Genomic DNA, 24,976 nt, shown 5'->3' with positions numbered 1-24,976 from the left:
CCTGATTCCCGCCACAATCCGCGGCGCCCCACACCCGAAGACGATCACACCCCGCGATCATCCAACATCGGAATGCGCAGGGCCTGAATGCCTACGTGTGACCGTGAACGCCAGTCGGGTGTGATGAATCCCGTCAACATCGGTCACAAGCACATCAAGGAGCGCAGAGCGCGACGTGGGGTGCCCTGCGGCGCCAGGGGGGACGCTCGCCGACTACGCGCCGTTCTACTTCGCGCCTCGATCGCCCATGCTCTACGCAGTGCACCGCAGCAACGTCGATGGCGTGGTCGCACGGCAGGACGAGATCGTCCACGTGGTCTCCACCTGCGAGACCGTTGTGACGGCCGGGTTGGACTTCGCTTTCACGGACGGCCACGCCATCATGGAGTTCAGTGAGTTCTTCGATGATCTGCGTTATCTCGACCGGGTTGACTGGGAGATCATGCAGGCTCGCTACTGGAACGATCTGGACGGGACGGGTGAGCGGCCGCGGAGACGTCAAGCTGAGTTCTTGGTCCACGGGCGGCTTCCGTGGCATCTGATCGTCAGGATCGGCGTCATGAGTGAAGCAGTGAGGGATCAGGTCAAGGCGATCGTTGTGGGAATCGAACATATGCCCGAGATAATTGTCCGTCGCGACTGGTACTACTAGGGGTAAGGAGGCCATCATGCTTACGTTCGGCAGTGGCAACCTCCTCGAAGCGGAGGTCGAAGCGCTGGTCAACACCGTGAACACGGTTGGAGTGGCCGGCAAGGGCATCGCCCTGCAGTTCCGGCAGGCGTACCCGGCGAACTTCAAGGCATACGCCAGGGCGTGTCAACGCGGCGAGGTGGTGCCCGGGAAGATGTTCGTCTATGACGACGGGCGTATGGGAAGCGGACGCTATGTCATCAACTTCCCCACCAAGCGGCATTGGAGAGCAGGGTCACGGCTCGGTGACATCGAGTCGGGTCTGGTCGATCTTGTCCGAACGCTGCGTGATCTCGGGGTGGGATCGATTGCGATCCCTCCGCTTGGATGCGGTAACGGTGGCCTGGACTGGGGTGACGTGTTGCCTCTGATCGAGCAGGCGATGGCGGAGCTTCCGGAGGTACGAGTCGTCGTCTATCCGCCAGAGGGGGCCCCTGACCCTGACACGATGATCGTACGCACACCACGCCCCTCGCTCACTGCCAACCGCGCCGCCGTGCTCGCGCTCTTCGGACGCTACCTGTTGCCGGACTACCGGTTGACCGCCCTTGAGGCGCAGAAGCTGACCTACTTCCTGCAGGTGTCCGGCCAGCCGCTTCGGCTGGACTTCACCAAGGGTAAGTACGGTCCATATGCCGAGAATCTCAATTACGCACTTCAAGGGCTTGAGGGACATTTCATTCGCGGTTATGGCGATCGGACACAGACTCCGCGTATTTGTCTTTTGCCGGGCACGCTAGAGAAGGTCGATCATGCCCTCTCCGCTGACCCCGATACCTGTGCCCGGGTCGGTAGAGTCGCTCGCCTCATCGAAGGGTTCGAGACTCCCTATGGCCTTGAGCTGCTGTCCACCGTTCACTGGGCGGCTGTCGAGACCGGTGATCGTGATGCCGCAGAGTTGGGGCTATACGTTCGTAACTGGTCACCAAGGAAGGGAGCGTTGTTCGGAACCACACACATCAGGGCGGCGTTGGACCACCTCGATGTGCTTGATTTCCTGCCAGTTCGCCGTGATCCGCCTGTCCGGGGTGAGTGAGGGGGCGGGCGCCATGACCGTTTCTCCCGGATGCTCGTGCTGAGGTAAGGCCTTGGACCGGCCGGGCTCTCCGGTTGTCGCGCGGGTGTTCACCGCAGAGACCGGCCGCACGCCCGGCGCGTAGGTGGAGGCCGCACGGTTGGAGACCACCGACACCATCCTCGATTCGATCGTTCGCACCTGCGGGTTCGGCACGGTCGAGACCCCTGGACCGCTGTGTCAGGCCGGCCATGGACGTCACGCCGGGCCAGTGCCGCCGCCGTTTCCAGACTATGAGGAGCCACTGATGCGCATCGGGATCATGCTGTTCGACGGCGTCGAGGAGCTGGACGCCGTCGGCCCGTGGGAGGTGCTGGCCTCCTGGGCCCAGCAGTGTCCCGGCGAGGCCGAGATCGTCACGTTCGGCCGTGCCGCCGGGCCCGTCCGGGCGGCGAAGGGCCTGCGCCTGTTCGCCGAGCACGACCTGTCCGACGTCGGCCCGCTGGACGTGCTGTTGCACCCTGGCGGGATGGGCACCCGGACGCTGCTCACGGACGAGGCCCATGTGGCGTGGGTCCGTGAGCAGCGCGCCCGCGTGCCGCTGATGACCAGCGTGTGCACGGGCTCGTTGGTGTACGCGGCGGCCGGGCTGCTCGCCGGCCGCCCGGCGACCACCCACTGGGGCGCCCTGGACCTGCTCGGCGAGCTCGACCCGACGATCGAGGTCCGTCCCGGGGACCGGTTCGTCGACGACGGTGACATGGTCACCTCCTCGGGGGTGTCGGCGGGCATCGACATGGCACTCCACCTGGTGGCCCGCCTCGCCGGGGTCGATCGGGCCCGGCAGGTGAGGCGCTACATCCAGTACGATCCCCAGCCGCCCATCTGACGAGCGGTCAGCGCCGGCCGATCAGCTTGAGCAGGAGGCGTGGCTCGCCCGGCCACGCCTCCAGCAGCACCTCGTGGGGCACCTGCCGGGCGGCGTACCTCAGCGCCAGGGCCACCACCACGATGTCGTCCAGGGGGCCGATGACCGGCAGGAACTCGGGGATCAGATCGATCGGGCTGGCCACCCACACGCCCGCGAACACGATGGCCACCCTGGCCCGTCGCGGCACCTGGGGATGCCGGCGCAGCCTGCGGACCGTGGTGAGACAGTCGGGGACGAACGCGGCCAGATCTCGCGCGGTGCCCGGCGGCAGGCGACGCGCCAGCACCACCAGCACCCCCCAGCACAGCACCACGCAGGCCACACCCACGGCCAGACCGATCAACCAGCCACGCACCGCCCGCCTCCTCCTCCACGGCATTCACCGCCGTTCCGCCCCCGCGCCGGATATGTCCACTCTCGCAGGCGTCCGCAGGTGCTGTCGCGGGCCATGAAGACTCATCCGACCGCGTAGCAGCCTGACGCCGGCTCAAGGATGAGTGGAGTGCAGGCTGGCGGCCAGAGCCAGGTCGTCGGCGCAGTGGCCGAGGCCGAGGGCCACCGACTCCCGGGGGCGTACGGCGCGCCGTACGGGGACGCCGAGCCGGGCGCGCAGCCGCCTGTTCAGGCCGCAGACCAGGGAGCCGCCCCCGAGCAGGACCGCGCCGTGGACGGCCACGTCGGCCACGACCTCGGCGGGACAGCCGTCCAGGGCGCCGATCGCGGCCCGGACGATCAGGTCGGCCGGCTGCGAGGTGGCCTCGTAGATCTCCTGGGCCGTCAGTGTGACCTGGCTCTCGTGCCCGCTCTCGGGGGTGTGGGCGTGCACGGTGACCTGCCGGTCGAGCGGCTTCCAGGCGGGGCCGAGGCCCCGTTTGGCCGCCTCGGCGGCGCCGTCGCCCACGATCAGGCCGTGGTCGCGTTCGACGAGGCGGGCGATGGAGTCGTTCACGTGGTCGCCGCCACTTCTCGTCGTCCGGGTGGCGACCACGTGGCCGCCGGCGAGGACCGCGACCCGGGTGAATTCGTGGCCGATGTCGATGATCATCACTGCGGCCGGTTCGCCGAGTGGCAGACCCGCGCCGAGGGCCGCCGCCAGCGCGTGCCGGACGAGGTAGATCTGCCGCGCGTCCGACTCGAAGGCCAGATCCCGCAGGTCACGGTGGTCGACGGCGGTCGAGTCGTCCGGGACGGCCATGACCACGCGCGGCCGGGCGTACGGGTGCGCGTGCACCTTGCGCAGGAAGTGCTTGAGCATCCGCCGGGTGAAGTCCCGGTCGAGCGTGCCCTGCCCCCAGACGGGCCGGACCGCCCGTGTCTCGCCGTCCAGGCCGTCCGCTTCCGCTCCGTACGCCACAATTTTTCCCGTACGGATGTCATACGCGACGAGCGAGGGCTCGTCGAGCACGATGCCCCTGCCCCGGGAGTAGATCCGCGTGCCGGCTGTGCCGAGATCCACCGCCAGGTCCTGGCCCATGAGACGGAACAGGCTCAACGCCACCCCAGAGGTCTAACCGGGATGAACCCCACCTCAACGCCACATAAGGGAGATCCTTGGCGGGGCGACCACACAGCGTGCGCGCCACACAACGCGGTCGGCCCCTGTTCGGTGGGACACGCGCGGTTCGCCCGCCCGGTTTCGCGTCACGGGCGCGACCATGCGAAGCTTTGATTTGTCCCCAACATCAGGAGGTCCTCATGGCGGAAACACCGGAGCCGGAAGTCAGCGAGACTCCCGAGGACGAGATGAAGCGCAAGTTCCGTGAGGCACTGGAGCGCAAGCGCAACCAGCATGCCGACTCGGGCGCGGGTGGCAGGGGCGCCGACCAATCGAAGATCCACGGGGCCCACGGGCCGGCTGCCAGCAAGCGATCGTTCAGACGCAAAAGCGGTGGCTGAGGCCTGACGTTTTCGGGGGGTACGGGACGCCGTGCCCCCCTTCTCTTTGCCGTCGTAGGTAGATCTTAGCCCGTTTCATGGGGCTTTCATTGCGTATGTCCGATTCCTGGGTTACTCTTTTGGAGTTACCAGCTGGCGACTTGGTCGCTTCGTCCAGGAAGTGGCGGCCGGCTGGCGCCGAATCCCGCTCAGGCGGGAACCGGGGACCCACCTTTCTGGGGTGAATCCGGCGCTCGCGCCGGTAGGGCATCTCCACGCCCGAACCCGTCAGCTAACCCGGTAGGCGAGATGGAGAGGACATCCCTATCGTGAAGCACCCCCACACATCCCTACCTCGCGCAATGGCGCAGGCCGCTGACTGAGCGGCACTTCCCCGCAGACTTTCCCGCGCTCCGCGCGTAGCGCCCGCAGGCGTCTTCCGCCCGGCTACGCCTCCTGAGTGGAGTGCCGTTTCCCTGTTTCCTGAGGTAAAGGATCTACCACTTCATGGCCGTTCGCTTTGGTAAACGTACCCTCACCCTGGTCACCGCCGCCGCGCTCACCGCGCTCACCGTCGGCACGGGCGCAGCGCACGCCGACACCGGCGACGACACGAAGGTCCTGCTCAAGGGGTCGACCACGGCCTCCTACTTCTGGGACGACTCCTCCGGCCGCGCCGGTGACACCGGTCTGCCCGCCAGTGGCAAGCCGATGCAGAAGAAGCTGGCCGCCAGCCCGAGCTGGCCGTTGCTGACCGAGGGCTATGTCGTCTACAAGGGCAAGAAGATGCCGTTCTTCGTGGGCGACCGCGGTCCCGGTAACCCCTCGAACAATGGCATCATGCTCGACCTGGACGCCAAGACGTTCGCCGACCTGACCGGCGGCACCTTCAACTCCCGCACGCTGGGCGTCGACGGCGTCGGCGGCCAGGGCCACATCAAGGTCGACTACGTCATCACCAAGTGGGGCGAGGGCGTGGGCAAGAAGAACCACCCGGTCGCCTTCTCCACGGGCGCCTGGTCCCGGATGGACAGGAACCCGGCCGAGCCGCCGCAGATCCTGGCCGAGGAGCGCACCGAGCAGAGCCCCGAGGTGAAGAGCGCGCCGGGGTCGGCCGGCCGGCCGATCGCCGCTCCCCAGCCGGACGTCGAGACCGCCGGCGCGGCCGGCGCCCTGGCCCTGGTCGGCGGGCTGGCCGCCGTGGGCGGTGCCGCGTTCGCCGGACGCGAGCGCATCACCTCGGTCAAGCGCTGACGGGGTCTTTACCGCCGCTGACTAGAATGCCATTCTAGGTTCGTGACCCTGCGTGCGGCCGTGAACGGCATCGAGATCGCGTACGAGAGCTTCGGTTCGCCCGGTGGGCGCCCACTGCTCCTGATCATGGGGCTGGGCGCCCAGCTCATCCACTGGGACGACGACCTGTGCGAGCTGCTGGCCGAGCAGGGCCACCACGTCGTCAGGTTCGACAACCGCGACGCCGGCCTGTCCACGCACTTCCACGACGAGGGCGCCCCCGACCTGGGGACGTCCTCGTCGTATGTGCTGGACGACATGGCCGACGACGTCGCCGGGCTCATGGACACGCTCGGCTGGCCGGCCGCTCACGTGGTCGGCGCCTCGATGGGCGGCATGATCGCCCAGGCGCTGGCGATCCGCCACCCCGGGCGGGTGTTCAGCCTCACCTCCATCATGTCCACCCCCGGGCCGGGGGTGGCCCAGCCCACGGACGCGGCCGGCGCGGTGCTGTTCGCGCCGCCCGCTCCCGACCGTGAGACGGCGCTCGCCCGGGCGCTGGAGACCTGGGCCGTGATCGGCTCGCCCGGCTACGAGCTGGACCGCGAGCGCATCGTCAGGCTGACCGGCCTGGCCTTCGACCGGTGCTATGACCCGGCCGGGACGGCCCGGCAACTCGCCGCGATCCTCGTCTCGCCCGACCGCACCGTGGCGCTGGCCGGAGTCGGTGTCCCCAGCCTGGTGATCCACGGCGAGGACGACCAGCTCGTCCCCCTGGCCGGCGGGCAGGCCACCGCCGCGGCGATCCCCGGCGCCACGCTGCTGACCTACCCGGGCATGGGCCACGATCTGCCCAGGCCGCTGTGGCCGGACATCGTGGGCGCCATCGCCAAGCTGACCGCGGGCTAGACGTCCAGCTTCTCCTCGATGCCACGGAGCTGGTGGCGGGCCATCGCCAGATTGGCCCGCCCCCGGTCGAGGGCGAGGTAGAGGAACAGCCCCTTGCCGCCGCGCCCGCTGATCGGACGGATGATGTGATACTGGCCGCTGAGCGTGATGAGGACGTCCTCGATCGCGTCCTTGAGCCCGAGCGAGTCCATCGTGCGCAGCTTGGCCTTGACCACCTCGGTGTTGCCCGCGGCGGCGACCTGCAGATCCAGCTCCTTGGAGCCGCCGAGCGCGCCGAGCGCCATGCCGCTGCCGTGGTCGACGATCGCGGCCCCGAGCGAGCCGTCGATCGTCATCATCTCCTTCAGAGAGACGTCCATGCTGGCCATGTCTTCCTCCGTTCGTTGATCGGTCATCCGATCGGTCATCGGATCCGTGCTGCGTGGCGGCCGACAGCGGCCGCCGTCTTGCGGCCCTCCAGCCGGAGCAGCCCGACGTTCGTGCCGGGCCGTGCCAGGACTGTGAGGACGATCGTGGGGCCCGCGGTGTAGAACGCGGCGAACCCGGCCGCCCCCGAGACGAGCGTCTCCTCCAGCTCGCCCTTGCCGGACATGGCGAGCATGCGCCTGCTCATGGCCACCATCGCGGCGGTCAGCGCGGCGGTCTGATCGCCGTTGTCGCCTTCGAGGTCGCAGGCGACGGCGAGCCCGTCCACCGTGCAGGCGACGCTGCCGTTGATGTCGGGGGTGCGCTCGCGCAGGAGGACCATCTCCTTGAGCACCTCGTCGCGCAGCTCCACCGGCGGCCTCCTCCTCAGTGCGGGCAACCTCATGGCGGTCAGTGGGGGGAACCTCATGCCAGTTCCTCCAGGGCCTTCTTCAGGCGCAGCAGCAGGGCCAGGTCTGTGGGGTCCGCCGTCACGGCCGGTCCGAGGGGCGGGCCCGGCGCGCCACCGGTGGGCGCCTTGACCGCGTGCCGGGACCGCTTCGGCAGCCGGGGCTCCTCGGCGGGCGCGGGCTCCTCGCGCGGGACGAGCAGCCCGGCCGCCGCCAGCCTTCGCACGGCCAGCAGGATCGAGTAGCCGGACCTGCCGAGTTGCCTGGCCAGGTCGAGCGGCGTCGCCTGGTGGTCGGCCCGGGCGACGACCTCCCACTCGACCCTGCCGAGGGTCACGCCCTGCCCGGTGAGCCAGGGCGCCGGGCGTACCGGAGCGGTGTCCACCTCGGCGGACGGCCAGATCCGCGTGAGCTGCGTGCGGCGGCGCGCGCACTCCCGCAGCAGTCCCGACACCTCGAAGTACCAGCGCCCGCCCAGCCAGTGCCGTTCGCCGGGGCGGAACTTCGGCCGGGTCCCGCCGGCCGGCAGCAGGAAGAACGCGGCGTCCAGGATGGCGCCCAGCACGCAGTACTGCAGCTCGCCGAGCGTGAGGACGCCCTCCCTGAGCAACCGCTCGCAGCCGCCGTCGGCCTGTATCCCGCGCAGGGCCGCCTCGGTCGAGCGGCCGCGCGCGGTGAGCAGCCGCTCGACTCCGGGTGTCTGGACGCATTCCACGTACGTCACCCGGCCCTCGTCGAGGAAGACCGTTCCGGCCCGGCCGACGAGCAGGGCGCCGGTGGAGCGTTCGCGGGCCAGGCCCGCCAGCAGCGTGTCGAGGGGGGCCATGGGTCAGGTCAGCAGGCTGCTGGAGATGGCCTGCAGGCGGTAGCGCGCGAGCGCCAGGTTCGACCGTTCCAGGTCGAGGCGGACGTAGATGACCAAGGGTCCTTCGAAGGCCGTCTCCATCAGCCTGAGCAGGTGGTGGCCCTGGTCGGTGGTGACGAGCATGTCGTCGATGCGCACGGTGTCGCCGGGACACGAGCGGGCCAGCCCGTCCACGGTCGCGCGGAGCGTCTCGGTCAGGGCGGCGGCTGAGCATTCGGTGTCGACGCCCTGCGGTGAGCCGCTGACGGCCACCGCCATACCGCTCGTCTGGTCCAGCAGCATCGCGTCCAGGGCCCCCGGTATCGCCATGACCTCGATCAGACAGTCGTCCAATCCGAGCACGTGTCCTCCCCTCGCCGCTTCTGAAGGATTGGGCCAGCGTAGGAGGGCGGAGGGCGGCGGAGAAGTTTTGATAAAGGCGGAGTTAAACAGCTGTACGGCGGGGATGGAGAAAAACCCCACCGCGACGGATTTTTTATCAGATTTAGCCGAATCGCTGACGACAATAAAGAAAGTTATTCACGTTATCGCGGGATGAAGTAGCGGGTATTCGATGGGTACTGTGAAAATATGAAGATCCTTCTTTTTGGCGCCACCGGCATGATCGGCAGCCGCATCGCCGCCGAGCTCGCCGGGCGGGGCCATGACGTGACCGGCGTCAGCAGGTCGGGTCCGATCCAGGGCGACGTGCGCGACGCCGCCGCGCTCGCCAGGGGATATGACGTGGTCATCTGCGCGATCTCTCCGCCCCGCGACGGCACCGAGCCCGAGGAGCCCTTCCTGGCCGACGTCCGCGCGCTCGTCGACGGCGTGCGCGCGGCCGGGGTGCGGCGGCTCATCTTCGTCGGCGGCGCGGGCAGTCTGCGGGTGGCCCCCGACCTCGACCTGGTCGACGCGCCCGGCTTCCCCGAGTCGTGGAGGAAGGAGGCGCTCGCGCAGCGGGCCGCGCTGGAGTTCTTCCGCGAGGTCGGCGACCTCGACTGGACCTACGTCTCACCGCCCGCCGAGGTCGCTCCGGGCGTGCGCACCGGCGCCTACCGCATCGGCCGTGACGACCTGCTGTCCGACGCCGAGGGGCGCAGCTTCATCTCGGCCGAGGACTTCGCGGTCGCCATCGGCGACGAGATGGAACGTTTCGAGCACCTCCGCCGCCGCATCACCGTGGCCTACTGAGAGCTCGACGGCCTACTGAGAGCTCGACGCCCGGCTACTCGACGGGCTCGTCCGGCAGCAGCGCCTTCTCGTCGGGCTTGTGGACGAGCACGTTGCCGACGTACGACTTCACCGCCGCGGCCAGCCCCACGTCGGCGCCCGCCGCCTCCGACAGGTACCACCGGTGGTCCAGGATCTCGTGGAACAGCTGCGCCGGCTCCAGCTTGCCGCGCAGGCCGGCCGGGATGGCCGCCACCGTCGGCTGGAACACCTCGGCCAGCCACCGGTGGGCCACGATCGCCTCGTCCTCGTGCCGCAGCCCCTGGGCCACGCGGAAGCCGTCGAGGTCGTTCAGCAGCCGCCGGGCCTGGTTCTCCTCCACGTCGAGCCCGGTCAGCCGGAGCAGCCGCCGCTGGTGGTGCCCGGCGTCGACCACCTTCGGGCGGACGATCAGCCGCCCGGTGCCGACCTTGCGGCGCACCATCATCTCGGCCACGTCGAACCCGAGCAGGTTGAGCCGCCGGAGCCGCTGCTCGACCACGTGCCAGTCGACCTCTTCGATGATCTCGTCCTGGGTGATCTCGTCCCACAGCCGGTGGTAGCGGGCGACGATGTCCTCGGCCGTGTCCATCGGGTCGATCGTCGGGTGCAGCAGGCCGCCGGCCTCAAGGTCGAGCATCTCGCCGAAGATGTTGGTGTGCGCGATGTCGATGTCGCCGCGCCGCTGCCCCTCGCTGATCATCGGGTGCAGCTCTCCGGTCTCCGCGTCGACCAGGTAGGCGGCGAACGCCCCGGCGTCCCTGCGGAACAGCGTGTTGGACAGCGAGCAGTCGCCCCAGTAGAAGCCGTTCAGGTGCAGCCGGACGAGCAGCAGGGCGAGCGCGTCCAGCAGTCGGGTGAGCGTGTCGGGCCGCAGCGTGCCCGACATGACGGCCCGGTAGGGCAGCGAGAACTGCAGGTGCCGGGTGATCAGCGCGGCGTCGAGCCCCTGGTCCCGGCCGGTGACGTAGGCGACCGGCTGCACCGACGGCGCGTCCAGCCTGGCCAGGTCCCACAGCAGTTGGTACTCCCGCCGGGCGTACCTTTCGCTGATCTCCTTGATCGCGTAGACCTTGCCGGAGAGCCTGGCGAACCGCACCACGTGCCGCGAGATGCCGCGCGGGAGGTCGACCAGATGCCGCTCCGGCCATTGCGCGAGCGGGACGTCCCAGGGCAGGCCGATGAGGTCGGGGTCGCCGAGCGTGCCGGTGATCTGGAGAGGCATGGAGATCAGGATATTGTGCGATCGTGGACGAGTTTCTCAATTGGTACTTTTCCCGACGTCCCGTAGTCGCCAGCCTGTTGGGAGCAGACGGCTACGACCACACCCTCGGCGACTTCACCGCCACCGCCCTCACCGCCCGCGCGCGGGAGGAGGCCGGCTGGCTCGAACGGCTCTCCACCCTGGAGGCCGCCACCCCCGACGACGCGATCGACCGGGATCTCGTCCTGTCACAGCTGAGAGGCTGGGTCGCGCTCGCCTCCTGGCCCGACTGGCGCCGCGACCCCGCCGTCTATCTCTCGGCGGTCTTCACCTCCCTGTTCAACCCGTTCCAGCAGCGGCTCAAGCCGGAACCCGAGCTGGTCGCCGCCGCCGTCTCGCGGCTGGCCGAGGTGCCCGGCGTGCTGGCCGCCTGCCGCGCCAACCTCGACCCCGACCTCGCGGCGCCACTGCTGGTGCGACGCGGCCTCGACCAGGCGCGCACCGGGCGGCGCTTCCTCACCCGGACCGTCCCGTCGATGGTGCGCGACACCGTGCTGAGCGCGCGGCTGGCCGAGGCCGCCGAGCCCGCCGCGCAGGCCTTCGACGAGCTCGTCGCCTTCCTGGAGGGCTTCACCTGCGGTGGCGCCTGGCGGATGGGGGAGCGGCTCTACTCCACGCTGCTGCGCGAGCGCGAGCTGCTCGGCTACGGCGCGGCCGAGCTGCACGAGAAGGGCAGGGCGGCGTGGGCCTCGCTGGACGAGCGGATGCGCGAGGTCGCCCCACGGGCCGGCGGCACCGACGACTGGCGGGCCGCGATGGAGTCGCTCATGGACGACCATCCGCCGACCCTGGAGGCGATGCGCGCCGAGTACGAGGCCGAGACGCGGCGGGTCCGCGCGTTCGTCCGATCCCGTGACCTGGTGACCTTCCCCGAAGGGGAGGAGTGCCTGGTGCTGCCCTCGGCCGAGTACGCCCGGCCGATCGCGGCCGTGGCCCACTACCTGGCGCCGCCCCCGCTGACCAGCTCGCGCACGGGCGTCTTCTTCGTGCCGTTCACACCCGACGACTTCACCGAGGAGGAGGTACGCCAGCGCCTGCGGACCAACTCGCGGGCCCAGATGCCGTCGATCGCCGCGCACGAGACCTACCCCGGACACCACTGGCACTTATCGCACATGGCCGGCAACCCGCGGACCGTCCGCAAGGTGTTCCGCACGCCGTACTTCGCCGAGGGCTGGGCCCTCTACGTCGAGAAGCTGCTGCACGAGCAGGGCTACTTCGACACCCCCGCCACCGAGCTGGCCCACCTCGACTGCCGGGTCTTCCGCGCCGCCCGGATGGTCGTGGACACGGCGCTGCACTGCGACGACATGTCGATCGAGGAGGCCGAGACGTTCATGTCCACCAAGGCGTCACTCACGCCCGGCACCGCCCGGGCCGAGGTCAGCCGCTACTGCGCCTGGCCCACGCAGGCGCCGTCCTACCTCACGGGCGCGCTCGAGATCGACCGCATCAGGCAGGCGTACCAGGGGTCGCTGAAGTCGTTCCACGACCGGATCGCCGGCGCGGGCGGGCTGCCGCTCGGCCTGGCCGAGCGGGCCGTCAGCCTTCCCGGCGAGGGAACACCGGCGGGTTGAACGCGCGCTCCACCACGGCGTCCAGCTGCTCGGGGGTCAGGATACGCGGCGTGCCCACGCCGAGCGCGCGCACGTACACCTCGCACAGCCACTCGAGCAGCCGGGTGGCCTCGAACGCCTCCTCCAGCGTGGCGCCGATGGTCATGCCGCCGTGGTTGGCCATCAGCACCGCCCGCCGCCCCTCCAGCGCCGCCCGGACGCCGGCCGCCAGCTCGGGCGTGCCGTACGTGGCGTATTCGGCGACCCGCACCGTCCCGCCGAGGAGCAGCGCGTTGTAGTGGATCGGCGGCAGCTCGGTCATCGTGGTGGCCACGACCGCGCCGAACACCGAGTGCGTGTGGACCACGGCCCGCGCGTCGCCGGCCGCGTAGACGGCCAGGTGCATCGGGGTCTCGGAGGACGGCTGCAGGTCGCCCTCGACCAGATTGCCCGCCAGGTCCACGACCGGGCACAGCTCGGGGGTCAGCCGGTCGAGCGCCACGCCCGACGGGGTCACGGCGACCAGCTCCTCCTGCCGGACGCTCAGGTTGCCCGAGGTGCCGATGACCAGGCCAAGCTCGACGGCGCGCCTGCCGTACTCGCACAGCTGCTCGCGGAGGCTCATGAGCGGCAATGTAGTCGGCCGTCCGATATGCGGCAATCTCCGCGATCGGGCAGGCGAACCCGGGCGCGTTCGGGTCGGGGGAGCCGCCGACCGAGTGCCGGAAACGCCGATCTCAGGCGGCGAGGCGGTCGAGGGAGGCGAGGAGCAGGCGTTCGAGGTCGACCCTGGTCAGCCGGTCGGGATAGAGCAGCAGGTGCAGACTGAGGCCGTCGACCAGGGCGAGCAGGTGCTCGGTCAGGTCGTCGAGATTGTCGTCGCCGGCCAGCTCGCCGGCCCCGCGGGCCTCGTCGAGCAGCGACCGGATGGCCGCGCGCAGCTCGGCGGCCTCGGCGCGCTGCACCTCTGCCAGGCGGTCCGAGGCCAGGCTGCGGCTCCAGAAGCTCACTTCGAGCCGGGTCTCCTGGGTGCGCTCGGCGTCCAGCGGGAGGTTGTCGAGCAGCAGCTCGCGCAGCGCGGCCAGCCCGCTCGCGCCCTCGACCTTGCGGGTGAGGCGGTCGCGGATGCGCTGGTGGGACTGGCGCAACGCGGACAGCAGGATCTCGTCCTTGTCGGCGAAGTAGTGGGCGAGCACCCCGTTGGAGTAGCCCGCCTCCTTGGCGATCGCGCGGGTGGTGGCGGCGTCGATGCCGTCCCTGACGATCACCCGGCGGGCCGCCGACAGCACCTCGCGCCTGCGCTCGTCGTGGTCAACGATCTTCGGCATCGTGGTGCCCCCTTCGGTTTGTGCGTTATCAGCATATTGACTTTTTATTCGGACGTCTGTCTATTTAGTGCCATGACCGTTGCCACCGTCGGCGTCCACATCGTCGACATCCTCGCCAGGCCCGTCGAGCACATCCCCGAGGGCCAGGACACCGTGCTGGTCGACCAGATCCGCCTGACCGCCGCCGGCTCGGCGGCCGGCACGGCGGTCGACCTGGTCAAGCTGGGCAACGACGTCGTCACCATGGGCGCGATCGGCGACGACGAGCTCGGCGACTTCCTGCTCGCGGTGATGGCCAAGCGGGGCGTGGACGTCTCCCGCCTGGTGCGCCGCCCCGGCGAGCAGACGGCGGCGTCCATCCTGCCGATCAGGCCGGACGGCGGACGTCCCAGCTTCCACGTGCCCGGCGCCAACCTCGGCGTGACGCTCGCCGACCTCGACCCCGAGGTCCTGCGCGGCGTCCGCGCGGTGCACCTGGGAGGCATGGACGTCACGTTCGGGCTGGGCGACCCGGCGTTCTTCGAACTGCTCGACTCCATCCGGGCGGCCGGCGCCGTCGTGACCATGGATCTGCTGTCGGAGATGCCCGACCTGCTGGGCATGGCCCGCGCCTTCCTGCCCCACGTGGACTACGTGCTCCCCAACGAGTCGCAGGCCCTGCTCATGGCCGGCGGGGCCCAGGACGTGACGGACGCGGCGCGGGCACTGCTGGCCGAAGGGCCGCGCGGGGTCCTGGTCACGCTGGGCGGCGAGGGCAGCCTGGTCGTCACGGGCGACGGCGTCGAGCGGGTGCCCGCCCTGAAGACCGAGGTCGTCGACACGACCGGCTGCGGCGACGCCTACTGCGCCGGATTCGTCACGGGCCTGCTGCACGGGCAGGACGTGGTCGGCGCCGCGCGCTGGGGTACGGCCGCCGCCGCCCGGGTGGCGACCGGCCTCGGTTCCGACGCGGGCCTCACCGACCTCGACTCCACCCTGGCCCTCCTGGCATGACCTCCACCGGCCACGCGGGCCGCCGTTCCCGGCGAGACCGGACGCGGGCCGCGGGCCGTACCGACACGAGAGAGAAGGCTTCGCGATGACGGACGCCGAGCTTCGCCGGCGCGCGGCGAAAGTGGTGCCCGGCGGCATGTACGGGCACCTCAACGCCGCCATCTTCGCCCCCGGATACCCGCAGTTCTTCGAGCGCGGCGAGGGCTGCCGCCAGTGGGACGTGGACGGGCGCGAGTACATCGACTTCATGTGCAGCTGGGGGCCGGTCGTGCTCGGGCACCGGCACCCGCGCGTCGAGGAGGCCGCCGCCCGTCAGCTCGCGCTCGGCGACTGCCTCAACGGGCCGGGCCCCGTCATGGTCGAGCTGGCCGAGCTGCTCGTGGACACCGTGCCCAGCGCCGACTGGGCGATGTTCTCCAAGAACGGCACCGACGCCACCACCCAGGCCCTCATGGTGGCCAGGGCCGCCACCGGCCGGACCAAGGTGCTGATGGCGCACGGGGCCTACCACGGAGCCGACCCCTGGTGCACGCCGTCGCTCGCCGGCACCACGCCGAACGAGCGGGCCGACCTGGTGGAGTTCGCGTACAACTCGCTGGAGTCGCTGGAGGCCGCGGCGGCGACCGTGGAGGGCGAGGTGGCGGCGATCATCGTGACGCCGTTCAAGCACGACTCGTTCGAGGACCAGGAGCTGGTCGAGCCCGCCTTCGCGAGGGGCGCGCGGGCGCTGGCCGACCGCCTCGGGGCCGCGCTGGTGATCGACGACGTACGGGCGGGGTTCCGGATCGACCTGCGCGGCTCGTGGGAGCCCTACGGCGTGCGGCCCGACCTTACGGCCTGGTCCAAGGCCATGGCCAACGGCTATCCGATCGCGGCCGTGACCGGCACCGACGCGTTGCGCGGGGCGGCGCAGTCGCTCTACTCGACGGGGTCGTTCTGGTTCTCGGCGGTGGCCATGGCGGCGGCCAAGGCGACGATCGAGACGCTCCGCGACACCGGCGGCATCGCCACCATGGAACGGGCCGGCGCCCAGCTGCGCGAAGGGCTGTACGCGCAGGCCAAGGCGCACGGCTTCACGGTGAACCAGACCGGGCCGGTGACGATCCCCTGGCTGAGCTTCGACGGCGACGCGGACCTGTCCACGGCCCTCTACTGGAGCGACGCCTGCCTGCGTCACGGGGTCTACATCCACCCGTGGCACAACTGGTTCATGTCGGCGGCCCACACCGAGGAGGACGTGGCCCGCGCCCTCGACGGCATCGACCAGGCGTTCGCCGAGACGCGCGCCCACTTCGGCTGACGGCGACGGGCGGACGGGCACGTCCCGGCGGTGACTTCCTCCGGTGGTGTGGCTGGGTGGCGTGCCGTCGGTGCCGTCAGGAGGACGCGCGGCCGGTGGACTCCTTGGCGGCCCAGGCGAAGACGCCCCGGGCCATCAGCGACAGCTCCCCGGCGGCCCGCGCCCCGAAGACCTCGGCCCGGACCCGGTGGACGCCGGGGTCGTCGGGCGCGGCGAGCGCGGCCATCTCCGCGAGGTGCCCCGCCAGCCGCTCGTCGCCCTCGGACAGGGCCTTCAGCGCGGCGTCGGCCAGCCGGACGGCGCCGCCCGCCAGCTCCGCCACGGCACCGGCCAGCACCGCGTCGGGGGCGGGCTTGAGGTTGGCGGGGTTGCCGTCGTACCAGCCGCCGTACAGCCGCCACAGGTTGCGCACGATGAACTCGGGTTCGTCGTAGCGGGCCCTGAGGTAGGGGCGGTCCGCGAGGTGGGACGCCGGTTTCACGGTGTGGACGATCTCGTCGAGGCGGGCGCCCTCGTTGAGCAGGACGAGCGTCTGGGAGATCAGCGAGTCGAGCCACTCGGCCGTCTCCAGCAGCGCCTGGCGGACGCGCTCGCGGCCGAAGATCGGCGCGCCGTGGCTGGGCAGCATGATCTCGGCGTCCAGGGCGGCCATCCGCCGCAGGGCGTGCACCCATTCGCGGGGGTAGCGCTGCACCTTCTGGGGGTTGCCGCAGTTGGGCGTGAGCCAGATGAACAGGTCGCCGGGCAGCAGCAGCCGGTGCTCGGGGACATGGCCGACCGTGGCGTCGTCGGTCTCACCCTTGGCGTGGAAGAGATCGAAGGTGACGTCGCCATGCCGCACGGTCAGCGTGTCGCTGTAGGTCACGTCGGGGTGCCGGTAGACGGTGGGCCACTGGAGGTCGTCGTTCTGGAACTGCCGCCGGTTGATCACCGCGTTATAGCCATTTGTCAGCAAATATCGCTGGAATCGGGCGTTCACTGCCTCATGTGCGTACACGGTGGCCCGTGGTCCCGACTCCTCGAAGGGTGCCGTGCCGAAGACGTGGTCGATGTGGCCGTGCGAGTAGATCGCGGTCGTCAGCGGCGACCGGCTCCAGGCGCGCACGTCGGCGTGCATCCGCTCCGACATGAACGGAGCGCTCGTGTCGAACAGGGCCAGCTCGCCGCCCGAGTCGAAGGCGATCACGTTGCCGAACCCCGCCCACCAGCCCAGGCCGTCGGCGATCGGCTGGACGCCCTGGCCGAACAGGCCCATGTCCGCGATGCTGTCGTCCGTCTCACCGTTCCACACGCGGTCCGCGTACTCCTCGATCATGGCCCCACCCTCTCCCCAGAACATGATTCTGGGCAAGTGCTCACGGCAAAGGTCACGTCTCGATCGGGGCTCCTCGGCGTGAGCGTGCCGCCGCCCGGCCCCGGACCAGGTTCGGGTCCGGGGCCGGGGCGCTCAAGTACCGTGAGTCCCATGGACGTCGAGAAGAAGCTCAGCGAGCTGCCCGCCTGGCGGCGCGAGGGCGACGAGATCCGCCGCACCGTCGCCGCGCCTGACTTTCCCACCGCCATCCGCATCGTCGACGAGATCGCGGTCAAGGCCGAGGAGCTCAACCACCATCCCGACATCGACATCCGGTGGCGCAAGCTGCACCTCGCCCTGACGACGCACGACAAGGGCGGTCTCACCGAGGCCGACTTCACCCTGGCCGCGCTGATCGACGCCATCGCCGCGAAACACGGTGCGTAGCGGTTCGGTTACTCGCTAGAGTGGTGGCCCTCGCGAGCCGGTAGGCCGGAAAGGCTCGTGTTCCGTCACTGCTCTGGGGGTTTCCCATGCGCGTGCCCGCGCTCCTGCTCGTCCTGCTCGTGGCGGGCTGTGCCCAGACCACCACCAGTCCGGCGCGCGACGCCCCCGTGGGGCCGGCGGCGCAGAGCCCCAGCCCCTCGTCCGGCGAGACGTACGGTGGCACGCCCGGCGCCAGTCCCGGCGAGCCGGGCGACCACAGCACGTCCAACAGCGCGACGTCGCTCTCCTCCAGCGGCACCTTCTCCACCAGTGACACCGCGGCCATCACCTACAACCGCAAGCTCGTCCCCGACGGCGCGCAGGCCAGCGTCACCGTCGAGTCCGCCGGAGGCAAGACGCTGACCTCCCTCGTGGTCGAGGGCTTCCTCCCCAACCGGCGTTACGGCGCCCACCTGCACACCAAGGTGTGCGGGACCAAGCCCGACGACGCCGGCCCCCACTTCCAGCACGAGCCGGGCAAGGCGAATGCCACGAACGAGGTGTGGCTCGACTTCAAGACCGACGAGGCGGGTGCCGGTCGCGCCACGGCCCGCAACCCGTGGTCGCTCGACGGCCGTGATCCCGGCTCCCTGGTGATCCACTCCCAGTCGACCACCCCCACGGGCCCCGAGGCCGGCTCCGCCGGTGACCGCGCCGCCTGCCTGACCCTGGACTGAACCTGTCTGAGCCGGCCCCGTCTGAGCCTTGCCTGAGCCGGCCCGCCTGATCAGGCGTGGCCGGCCGGGATCGTGCCGAGGCGGCCGGCCTGGAAGTCCTCGAAGGCCCGCACCAGCTCGGCCCGGGTGTTCATGACGAACGGCCCATAGTGGGCCACCGGCTCACCGATCGGCTCGCCGCCCAGGATGATCACTTCGAGCGTGTCCGTGGCGGAGATCGTGATGCTCTCGCCCGCCGTCGTCAGACCGGGGCGCTTTCCGAAGCCGTCGAAGACGGCCAGTTGCCCACTCTCGAACGGCCGCCGCTCGGCGCCGGCGCTGCCGCGACCGGACAGCGCGTAGGCGAGCGCGTTGAAGTCCTTGCGCCACGGCATCGTGAGGCGGGCGCCGGGGCTGATCGTGGCGTGCAGCAGCGTGATCGGCGTCTGCGTGCTGCCGGGCCCGACGTTGCCCGCCAGGTCGCCGGCGATGAGCCGCACCAGGGCGCCGCCGTCGTTGCTGCTCAGGAGCACGACACTGGAGCTGCCGATGTCCTGGTACTTCGGCGCGATCATCTTCTTGGCTCCCGGCAGGTTGACCCAGAGCTGGATGCCGTGGAAGAGGCCGCCCTGCTGGACGAGCCACTCCGGCGGCGCCTCGCGGTGGAGGAGTCCGCTCCCGGCGGTCATCCACTGCGTGTCGCCGTTGGTGATCGTGCCCCCGCCGCCGTTGGAGTCGAGGTGCTCCATCACGCCGTCGATCATGTAGGTGACGGTCTCGAACCCGCGGTGCGGGTGCCACGGGGTGCCCTTGGGCTCGCCGGCCGCGTAGTCGACCTCGCCCATCTGGTCCATCATCACGAAGGGGTCGAGGTAGGACGGCTTGATCGAGGCGAGCGCCCTGCGTACGGGGAAGCCTTCGCCCTCGAATCCGCTGGGCGCGGTCTCCACGGCCAGCACCTTCCGCTCGGGGGTCCCGGCGGCGGGGGCGGGGATGCGGGGGAGGGTGAGCGGGTTGTCTACGGTTACGGCGGGCATGCCGGCTCCTTCCGGGGGAATCTGCTCCACTCAACCTGATTTACTTTTCAACTATTCCAGGTCGCCCGTCCGCTGTACATGGAGTGCGGGCCCGCGCTCGCGCAGGGCTCAGCCGAACACGGCCGGAGGAGGCACCGGGGTGAGCACCGGTTCGCCGTCACGGATCGGGGACGCGCCCGCCACGAAACGCGTCAGAGCCTCGCCGTACACGCATCTGGCCTGGGTGAGGCCGCCCGCGGCGCGGCGGGTGAGGAGGTCGACCGGCAGCTCGGCGCGTGACGCCGCGACGATCAGGTTGCCGAACCTGCGGCCGCGCAGCACTCCCGGCTCGGCCAGCAGGGCGACGTGGCGGTAGGTGCCCAGCACGGTGGCCGCGAGCCGCCTGGCGAAGGTCAGGCCCTTGCCGTCGGCCAGGTTGACCAGCAGCAGCCCGGAGGGCTGCAGGACGCGGGCCAGGTCGCTCATGTACTCGGCCGTGGCCAGCTCGATCGGCATGGTGGCCCCGGCGAACGCGTCGAGCACCACCAGGTCGGCCGAGGAGTCCCAGACGCGGGCGATGCCTTCGCGGCCGTCCTGGACCATGACCTTCAGGCGTGGCACCGAGCGCAGGTCGAGTTGTTCGCGGACCAGGTCGACCAGGAGGCCGTCCGGCTCGATGACGATGTGCCGGGAGCCGGACCGGGTGGCCGCCACGTAGCGGGGGATCGTGCAGGCGCCGCCGCCCACGTGGACACAGGTGAGCGGGCCCTCGGGGAGAAGGTCGATGACGTCCGCCATGAGGCGTACGTACTCGAATTCCAAATATGTGGGGTCTTGTAGGTCAACATACGACTGAGGTACGCCATCCTTGGACAGCATCCAGCCGTCCTGCCGGTCCAGATCCCGGAGTAGTTCGATCTCGCCGAACGTCACCGGGTACAGGCCGGGCATCGGTTCGCGCTGTCCTCGTGCCACGCTGTCTCCTCTCTGGGGGAAACCGTATGCGACGCCGCAGGCTGATTGTGCTCGTTATCGCCGTAGTGGCGGTATTGGGCGCGTACGGCTTCGCTGTGCTGGCCGCCAACCGGGTGCGAGGCAGCGCCCAGGAGACCTCGACGGCCTACTTCCAGGCGTGGCAGGACGGTGACGTGCGGGCGATGGCCCGGCTCGTCCACCAGCCGCCGGCCGACTTCGTCAGCCGCCACCTGTCGTTCACCGAGGAACTGCACGTCGAGGAGGTCGAGCTTCTGCCCGGCGCGGTGAAGAGCACGGGGGAGGAGACGGCCGAGGTGCCGTTCACCGGGAGCCGGGAGTTACGCGAGTTCGGGCCGTGGCCGTTCGCCGGGACGTTGCGGCTGGCCGTACAGGGCCGGGCCTGGAAGGTGCTCTGGTCGCCCGAGACGCTGCATCCGCTGCTCAAGGACGGCGGGACGCTGAACCTGACGGAGTTCGACGGGCCCTCGGCCGAGCTGGTCACCAGGGAGGGCGACAAGATTCCCAACGACAGCTACGCCGAGTCCTACCTCGACCGGATCAGACCCGAGTTCGGGGAGGTGAACCAGGGCTGGGCGCTCGTGTCGACGGTGCCGGGACAGCCGGTCCGGCGGCTCATGACCGCCGAGCCGAAGGCCGAGGCCCAGCGCACCACGCTGTCGCGCCCGGTGCAGGCGGCGGCGGCGCGGGCGCTGGACGGGGTGGAGGACGCCGCGATCATCGCGTTGCGCCCCAGCTCGGGGGAGGTGCTCGCGGTCGCCGACCGGCTCCGGGGCGCCAGCGCCTTCCACGACCTCTTCCCGCCCGGCTCGACGTTCAAGGTGATCACGGCGGCGGCGCTGCTGAGGAGCGGCCTCGACCCGGCGGCCGAGTTCGGCTGCCCGGGTGACTACACGATCCCCTTCGGCCGGTCCTTCCACAACGCCGGCCACCAGGACCACGGCACCGTCACCTTCACCGACGCGTTCGCCCACTCCTGCAACACCACGTTCGTGCAGCAGACCGTGGCGCGGCTGGGCACCGAGGACCTGCGCACCACGGCCGAGGAGTGGGGGTTCGGCCGTGGCCTGCCGACGGGCGCGGGCGGCGCCTGCGGCACGATGACGGACCCGGAGAACTCCGACTGGCACGGCGCCGACGCGATCGGGCAGGGCACCGTGCTCGCCACCCCGCTCTGCATGGCGACGATCGCCGCCGCCGTCCAGAGCGGCACCTGGCGCTCGCCCCGGCTGCTCCCGGCGGACGAGGCCGCGCGCATCGAGGGGACGCCGCACAAGCCGGTCCCGCTCGACGAGGGGATCGTCACCGCGCTGCGCGACATGATGGCCGCGGTCGTCGACCACGGGACGGCGAGCGGGGCGGGGCTGCCCGCGGGCATCTCCGGCAAGACCGGCACCGCCGAGGTGGTGGACGGCCACGACCACGGATGGTTCATCGGCTACCGCGACGACCTGGCCTTCTGCGTCTTCGTCCGGCACGGCGGAGCGGGCCGGACGGCCGCGCTGCCGATCACCGCCCGCTTCCTCAACGGGCTCTAACCTACGGTACCGTAGGTTATATGACGACCTTGACCGTGAAGCCCCGATTGCGAGGCTGGTTGCACATCGGAGCGCTGCCCGTGACGCTGGTCGCGGGGTTCGTGCTCGTGGCGTTCGGTCCCACCCTCCTGGCCCGGGTCGCGGCGGCTGCCTACGCGATCAGCTCGGCCCTGCTCTTCGGCATCTCCGCCACCTACCATCGCGGCACGCTGGGCCCGCGCCTGGCCGAGGTGCTGCGCCGCTTCGACCACGCCAACATCTATCTGATCATCGCGGGCACCTACACGCCGTTCGCGCTGCTCGCGCTCTCGGGTGCGGCGCGGGTGATCGTGCTGACCGTCACCTGGGGCGGCGCGCTGGCCGGGGTGATGTTCCGGGTGTTCTGGATGGGCGCGCCGCGCTGGCTCTACACGGTGCTCTACCTGGCGCTCGGCTGGACCGCGATTTTCGTGCTGCCGCAGTTGCTGGAGGGGGCGGGTGTGGCCGCCGTCGTGCTGGTCGCCGTCGGCGGCGTCTTCTACAGTGCCGGTGCGGTCGTGTACGGCCTGCGCCGCCCGGATCCGTCACCTCAGTGGTTCGGTTTCCACGAGGTGTTCCACGCGTTCACCGTCGCCGCCTACCTGGTGCAGTACATAGCGGTGTCGATCGTGGTCTACTCGCATGTGTGAATCTTGGTACGGAGCAGTACATCTCAGTCACGACCTACCGCAAGGACGGGACTCCCATCGCGACAGCGGTCTGGGTGGCCCAGGACGGTGACGCCCTGGTCCTCTGGACCGCCGCGGACTCCGGCAAAGTCAAGCGAATCCGCAACAACCCCGCTGTGCAGGTGGCGCCCTGTGACCACAGAGGGAAGCTCAGGGGAGAGGCGGTGCCCGGCCGGGCCGAGGTGCTCGGCGCCGAGGAGACCGAGCGGGTGCGCGGCCTCCTCAAGCGCAAGTACGGCCTGATGGGCCGGATCGCGATGCTCGGGAGCAAGCTGCGCCGGGGCGACGCGGGGACGGTGGGGGTGCGGATCACCAATGCTTGACCGGATGGTGGTCTGCATGCGGTGACAAACTGGACATAGATTCACCATGGAGCAAATTGCGCGCACCTGGTGGTTGGTCCTCATTCGTGGCATCGCCGCCATCATCTTCGGGATCCTCGCCCTCGTCTGGCCCGGCCTCACGGTGCTGGTCCTGGTGATCTTCTTCGGCGCGTACGCGATCGTGAACGGCCTCTTTCTGCTGTTCGCCGGGTCCGAGCCTGACGCGGGGTCGCGGGCCTGGCTGATCATCTCCGGGATCCTCGGCATCGTGGCCGGTGTCGTGGCCCTCGTCTGGCCGGGGATCACCTCGCTCGCCCTGCTCTACCTCGTGGCCATCTGGGCCATCCTGGCCGGCGTGGCGGAGATCGTGGCGGGCGTCCGGCTGCGCGAGACGACCGTCAACGAGTGGATACTGATCGTGGGTGGGGTGCTGTTGGTGATCTTCGGCCTCGTCCTGCTGATCTGGCCGGGCGCGGGCCTGCTCACACTCGTCTGGCTGGTCGGCCTGTTCGCGATCCTGTACGGCATCGCGGTGATGGCTCTGGCGTTCCGGATAAAGAAAATTGCGCCACAGGCTTAGAGTCCGGAAATTTTCCGGATAAATGCCTGCTGGAGTGGGGAACGTATGCCATGTCTGGCTCACTGTGGAGGAGACATGGACGTACACGACCGCCTCGCCCGCCACCTGCTCGTCGACGGCTACCGCCTGGTCCTCGATCTTGAACGAAGCCAGGGCTCCTGGCTCGTCGACGCGCGCGACGGCCGCCGATATCTCGACTTCTACACGTTCTTCGCCTCCGCCCCGCTGGGCGTGAACCCGCCCTTCGACCCCGAGTTCGCCGGGCTGCTCGGCCGGGTCGCCCGCAACAAGCCCGCCAACCCCGACATCTACACCGAGCACCTCGCCGACTTCGTCGACACGTTCACCCGCGTGCTCGGCGACCCCGAACTGCCCCACCTGTTCTTCGTCGAGGGGGGCGCGCTGGCGGTCGAGAACGCCCTCAAGACCGCCTTCGACTGGAAGAGCCGCCGCAACGAGGCCGCCGGCAGATCGCGCGAGCTCGGCACCCAGGTCATGCACCTGACCAGGGCCTTCCATGGCCGCAGCGGCTACACGATGAGCCTGACCAACACCGAGCCGGCCAAGACCGACCGCTTTCCCGTCTTCGACTGGCCGCGCCTCGACGTACCGGCCGTCCACCTCGGAGACGTGGAGGCGGCGGAGGTGCACGCGCTGGAGCAGGCCCGCGCGGCCTTCGAACGCCACCCGCACGACATCGCCTGCTTCATCGCCGAGCCCATCCAGGGCGAGGGCGGCGACAACCACCTGCGCCCCGAGTTCCTGCAGGCCATGCAGCGCCTGTGCCACGAGTACGACGCCCTGTTCGTGCTGGACGAGGTGCAGACCGGCGGCGGCGCGACCGGCACCCCGTGGGCCTACCAGCAGCTCGGCCTGGCCCCCGACGTCGTGGCGTTCGCCAAGAAGGTGCAGGTCGGCGGGATCATGGCGGGCCGCCGCGTGGACCTGGTGCCTGACAACGTCTTCCAGGTGAGCGGCCGGATCAACTCCACCTGGGGCGGCAACCTGGTCGACATGGTCCGCTCGCGCGGGCTGCTGGAGATCATCGAGCGCGACCGCCTGATCCCGCGCGCGGCCACCCTCGGCGTCCTCCTGCTCGAACGCCTCGCCAAGATACAGGCCGAGCAGCCCGACAGCGTGTCCAACGTGCGCGGCCGCGGCCTGATGTGCGCCTTCGACCTGCCCGGCACGTCCAGCAGGGACGCCTTCGTCACCCGTGTCCGTGAGCGGCAGGGCGTGCTCGTGCTCCCCTGCGGCCCCCGTTCCGTCCGGCTGCGCCCGGCGCTCAACATCACCGAGTCCGACCTCGACCGCGGTCTCGCCGCGCTCGCGGCCGCCCTGAAGTGACCGTCCTGTAGTGACCGCCTTGTAGCGGCCGTCCTGTAGTGACCGCCCTGAAGTGACCGTCCCGGCCTGA

Annotated in this window: 29 protein-coding genes and 1 riboswitch; of the genes, 17 read left to right on the top strand and 12 right to left on the bottom strand. The window is 70.2% G+C overall.

Annotated features, from left to right (window positions below; translation table 11 throughout):
* Positions 1-127: 127 nt before the first annotated feature.
* The 3 genes from darT (at position 128) to AB0I38_RS27250 (ending at position 2,595) form a co-directional block, all read left to right on the top strand.
* Positions 128-652, top strand: coding sequence for a type II toxin-antitoxin system toxin DNA ADP-ribosyl transferase DarT (darT, locus tag AB0I38_RS27260; RefSeq protein WP_358477294.1), 525 nt, complete (start codon positions 128-130; stop codon positions 650-652).
* A gap of 16 nt (positions 653-668) precedes the next feature.
* A complete protein-coding gene (gene darG / locus AB0I38_RS27255; protein WP_358477192.1) occupies positions 669-1,727 on the top strand; it encodes a type II toxin-antitoxin system antitoxin DNA ADP-ribosyl glycohydrolase DarG in 1,059 nt (352 codons plus the stop codon).
* Between the two features lie 286 nt (positions 1,728-2,013).
* On the top strand, positions 2,014-2,595 hold the full coding sequence (locus tag AB0I38_RS27250) for a DJ-1/PfpI family protein (protein ID WP_358477180.1): 582 nt from the start codon (positions 2,014-2,016) through the stop codon (positions 2,593-2,595).
* Positions 2,596-2,602: 7 nt separating this feature from the next.
* Here the strand turns inward: AB0I38_RS27250 and AB0I38_RS27245 are convergent, their stop codons facing one another.
* Together AB0I38_RS27245 and AB0I38_RS27240 are read right to left on the bottom strand one after the other, a co-directional pair.
* Complete coding sequence (locus AB0I38_RS27245) at positions 2,603-2,992, bottom strand: YkvA family protein (RefSeq protein WP_358477169.1); 390 nt, start codon at positions 2,990-2,992, stop codon at positions 2,603-2,605.
* 132 nt (positions 2,993-3,124) lie between these two features.
* A complete protein-coding gene (locus AB0I38_RS27240) occupies positions 3,125-4,135 on the bottom strand; it encodes a rod shape-determining protein (protein ID WP_358477157.1) in 1,011 nt (336 codons plus the stop codon).
* Positions 4,136-4,332: 197 nt separating this feature from the next.
* On the opposite strand from AB0I38_RS27240, the gene AB0I38_RS27235 reads away from it, so the two are divergent.
* The 3 genes from AB0I38_RS27235 to AB0I38_RS27225 all read left to right on the top strand — a co-directional run bounded on the left by AB0I38_RS27235 (position 4,333) and on the right by AB0I38_RS27225 (position 6,654).
* Positions 4,333-4,533: a DUF5302 domain-containing protein gene (locus AB0I38_RS27235; RefSeq protein WP_358477145.1), complete on the top strand. Its 201-nt coding sequence runs from the start codon at positions 4,333-4,335 to the stop codon at positions 4,531-4,533.
* 165 nt (positions 4,534-4,698) lie between these two features.
* Positions 4,699-4,834: riboswitch (cyclic di-AMP (ydaO/yuaA leader) on the top strand.
* 185 nt (positions 4,835-5,019) lie between these two features.
* Complete coding sequence (locus AB0I38_RS27230) at positions 5,020-5,766, top strand: hypothetical protein (RefSeq protein WP_358477136.1); 747 nt, start codon at positions 5,020-5,022, stop codon at positions 5,764-5,766.
* Between the two features lie 42 nt (positions 5,767-5,808).
* Positions 5,809-6,654: an alpha/beta fold hydrolase gene (locus AB0I38_RS27225; protein WP_358477124.1), complete on the top strand. Its 846-nt coding sequence runs from the start codon at positions 5,809-5,811 to the stop codon at positions 6,652-6,654.
* Here the strand turns inward: AB0I38_RS27225 and AB0I38_RS27220 are convergent.
* Genes AB0I38_RS27220 through AB0I38_RS27205 form a run of 4 tightly spaced genes read right to left on the bottom strand, consistent with a single transcriptional unit; the run spans position 6,651 to position 8,676 of the window.
* Positions 6,651-7,022, bottom strand: coding sequence for a hypothetical protein (locus tag AB0I38_RS27220; protein ID WP_358477109.1), 372 nt, complete (start codon positions 7,020-7,022; stop codon positions 6,651-6,653). The genes AB0I38_RS27225 and AB0I38_RS27220 overlap by 4 nt on opposite strands.
* Positions 7,023-7,057: 35 nt before the next feature.
* Positions 7,058-7,489 (bottom strand): roadblock/LC7 domain-containing protein, encoded by a 432-nt coding sequence (locus AB0I38_RS27215; protein ID WP_357679886.1) that lies wholly within the window; start codon positions 7,487-7,489, stop codon positions 7,058-7,060.
* Complete coding sequence (locus tag AB0I38_RS27210; RefSeq protein WP_358477089.1) at positions 7,486-8,295, bottom strand: hypothetical protein; 810 nt, start codon at positions 8,293-8,295, stop codon at positions 7,486-7,488. The genes AB0I38_RS27215 and AB0I38_RS27210 overlap by 4 nt, the downstream gene beginning before the upstream one ends.
* A gap of 3 nt (positions 8,296-8,298) precedes the next feature.
* Complete coding sequence (locus AB0I38_RS27205) at positions 8,299-8,676, bottom strand: roadblock/LC7 domain-containing protein (protein ID WP_358477083.1); 378 nt, start codon at positions 8,674-8,676, stop codon at positions 8,299-8,301.
* Positions 8,677-8,904: 228 nt separating this feature from the next.
* Between AB0I38_RS27205 and AB0I38_RS27200 the strand changes: the two genes are divergently transcribed.
* Complete coding sequence (locus AB0I38_RS27200) at positions 8,905-9,507, top strand: NAD(P)-dependent oxidoreductase (protein WP_358477076.1); 603 nt, start codon at positions 8,905-8,907, stop codon at positions 9,505-9,507.
* Between the two features lie 34 nt (positions 9,508-9,541).
* Here AB0I38_RS27200 and AB0I38_RS27195 read toward each other — a convergent pair whose 3' ends face one another.
* Positions 9,542-10,750 (bottom strand): DUF4032 domain-containing protein, encoded by a 1,209-nt coding sequence (locus AB0I38_RS27195; protein ID WP_358477069.1) that lies wholly within the window; start codon positions 10,748-10,750, stop codon positions 9,542-9,544.
* A gap of 23 nt (positions 10,751-10,773) precedes the next feature.
* On the opposite strand from AB0I38_RS27195, the gene AB0I38_RS27190 reads away from it, so the two are divergent.
* Positions 10,774-12,366: a DUF885 domain-containing protein gene (locus AB0I38_RS27190; RefSeq protein WP_358477062.1), complete on the top strand. Its 1,593-nt coding sequence runs from the start codon at positions 10,774-10,776 to the stop codon at positions 12,364-12,366.
* Here AB0I38_RS27190 and AB0I38_RS27185 read toward each other — a convergent pair.
* Both AB0I38_RS27185 and AB0I38_RS27180 read right to left on the bottom strand, forming a co-directional pair.
* Positions 12,332-12,970, bottom strand: coding sequence for a class II aldolase/adducin family protein (locus AB0I38_RS27185; protein WP_358477048.1), 639 nt, complete (start codon positions 12,968-12,970; stop codon positions 12,332-12,334). The genes AB0I38_RS27190 and AB0I38_RS27185 overlap by 35 nt on opposite strands.
* A gap of 112 nt (positions 12,971-13,082) precedes the next feature.
* Positions 13,083-13,673 carry a TetR/AcrR family transcriptional regulator gene (locus AB0I38_RS27180; RefSeq protein ID WP_358477037.1) on the bottom strand — a complete coding sequence of 197 codons (591 nt, stop codon included), beginning with the start codon at positions 13,671-13,673 and terminating at the stop codon, positions 13,083-13,085.
* A gap of 72 nt (positions 13,674-13,745) precedes the next feature.
* Between AB0I38_RS27180 and AB0I38_RS27175 the strand changes: the two genes are divergently transcribed.
* Positions 13,746-14,666 (top strand): carbohydrate kinase family protein, encoded by a 921-nt coding sequence (locus AB0I38_RS27175; protein WP_358477030.1) that lies wholly within the window; start codon positions 13,746-13,748, stop codon positions 14,664-14,666.
* A gap of 85 nt (positions 14,667-14,751) precedes the next feature.
* Positions 14,752-15,966 (top strand): aminotransferase class III-fold pyridoxal phosphate-dependent enzyme, encoded by a 1,215-nt coding sequence (locus AB0I38_RS27170; protein ID WP_358477015.1) that lies wholly within the window; start codon positions 14,752-14,754, stop codon positions 15,964-15,966.
* Between the two features lie 76 nt (positions 15,967-16,042).
* Here the strand turns inward: AB0I38_RS27170 and AB0I38_RS27165 are convergent, their stop codons facing one another.
* Positions 16,043-17,281 carry an alkyl sulfatase dimerization domain-containing protein gene (locus AB0I38_RS27165; protein ID WP_358477002.1) on the bottom strand — a complete coding sequence of 413 codons (1,239 nt, stop codon included), beginning with the start codon at positions 17,279-17,281 and terminating at the stop codon, positions 16,043-16,045.
* A gap of 150 nt (positions 17,282-17,431) precedes the next feature.
* On the opposite strand from AB0I38_RS27165, the gene AB0I38_RS27160 reads away from it, so the two are divergent.
* Together AB0I38_RS27160 and AB0I38_RS27155 are read left to right on the top strand one after the other, a co-directional pair.
* A complete protein-coding gene (locus tag AB0I38_RS27160; RefSeq protein ID WP_189123460.1) occupies positions 17,432-17,707 on the top strand; it encodes a 4a-hydroxytetrahydrobiopterin dehydratase in 276 nt (91 codons plus the stop codon).
* A gap of 86 nt (positions 17,708-17,793) precedes the next feature.
* Positions 17,794-18,423 carry a hypothetical protein gene (locus AB0I38_RS27155; protein ID WP_358476986.1) on the top strand — a complete coding sequence of 210 codons (630 nt, stop codon included), beginning with the start codon at positions 17,794-17,796 and terminating at the stop codon, positions 18,421-18,423.
* 50 nt (positions 18,424-18,473) lie between these two features.
* Here AB0I38_RS27155 and AB0I38_RS27150 read toward each other — a convergent pair whose 3' ends face one another.
* Positions 18,474-19,439: a pirin family protein gene (locus tag AB0I38_RS27150; protein WP_358476980.1), complete on the bottom strand. Its 966-nt coding sequence runs from the start codon at positions 19,437-19,439 to the stop codon at positions 18,474-18,476.
* Between the two features lie 108 nt (positions 19,440-19,547).
* Positions 19,548-20,369: a spermidine synthase gene (locus tag AB0I38_RS27145; RefSeq protein WP_436838785.1), complete on the bottom strand. Its 822-nt coding sequence runs from the start codon at positions 20,367-20,369 to the stop codon at positions 19,548-19,550.
* A gap of 89 nt (positions 20,370-20,458) precedes the next feature.
* Here AB0I38_RS27145 and AB0I38_RS27140 point away from each other — a divergent pair, with 89 nt between their 5' ends.
* From AB0I38_RS27140 to lat, 5 genes are all read left to right on the top strand, one after another.
* Entirely contained in the window at positions 20,459-21,949 is a 1,491-nt protein-coding gene (locus AB0I38_RS27140) for a penicillin-binding transpeptidase domain-containing protein (protein ID WP_358476964.1), read from the top strand.
* Between the two features lie 20 nt (positions 21,950-21,969).
* Positions 21,970-22,617 (top strand): PAQR family membrane homeostasis protein TrhA, encoded by a 648-nt coding sequence (trhA, locus tag AB0I38_RS27135; RefSeq protein ID WP_358476934.1) that lies wholly within the window; start codon positions 21,970-21,972, stop codon positions 22,615-22,617.
* Complete coding sequence (locus AB0I38_RS27130; RefSeq protein WP_358476909.1) at positions 22,614-22,979, top strand: PPOX class F420-dependent oxidoreductase; 366 nt, start codon at positions 22,614-22,616, stop codon at positions 22,977-22,979. Before trhA ends, AB0I38_RS27130 begins: the two co-directional genes overlap by 4 nt.
* 46 nt (positions 22,980-23,025) lie before the next feature.
* Positions 23,026-23,559: an HdeD family acid-resistance protein gene (locus AB0I38_RS27125; RefSeq protein WP_358476904.1), complete on the top strand. Its 534-nt coding sequence runs from the start codon at positions 23,026-23,028 to the stop codon at positions 23,557-23,559.
* A gap of 75 nt (positions 23,560-23,634) precedes the next feature.
* The gene (gene lat, locus AB0I38_RS27120; RefSeq protein ID WP_358476893.1) at positions 23,635-24,906 is read left to right on the top strand and encodes an L-lysine 6-transaminase; all 1,272 of its coding nucleotides are present in this window, start codon (positions 23,635-23,637) and stop codon (positions 24,904-24,906) included.
* Positions 24,907-24,976 lie beyond the last annotated feature (70 nt).

The sequence above is a fragment of the Nonomuraea cavernae genome, from assembly GCF_040655715.1.
Classification (GTDB): domain Bacteria; phylum Actinomycetota; class Actinomycetes; order Streptosporangiales; family Streptosporangiaceae; genus Nonomuraea; species Nonomuraea cavernae_A.
The sequence above is the reverse complement of the archived record's forward strand: the minus strand, read 5'-3'. Positions and strand labels throughout refer to the sequence as shown.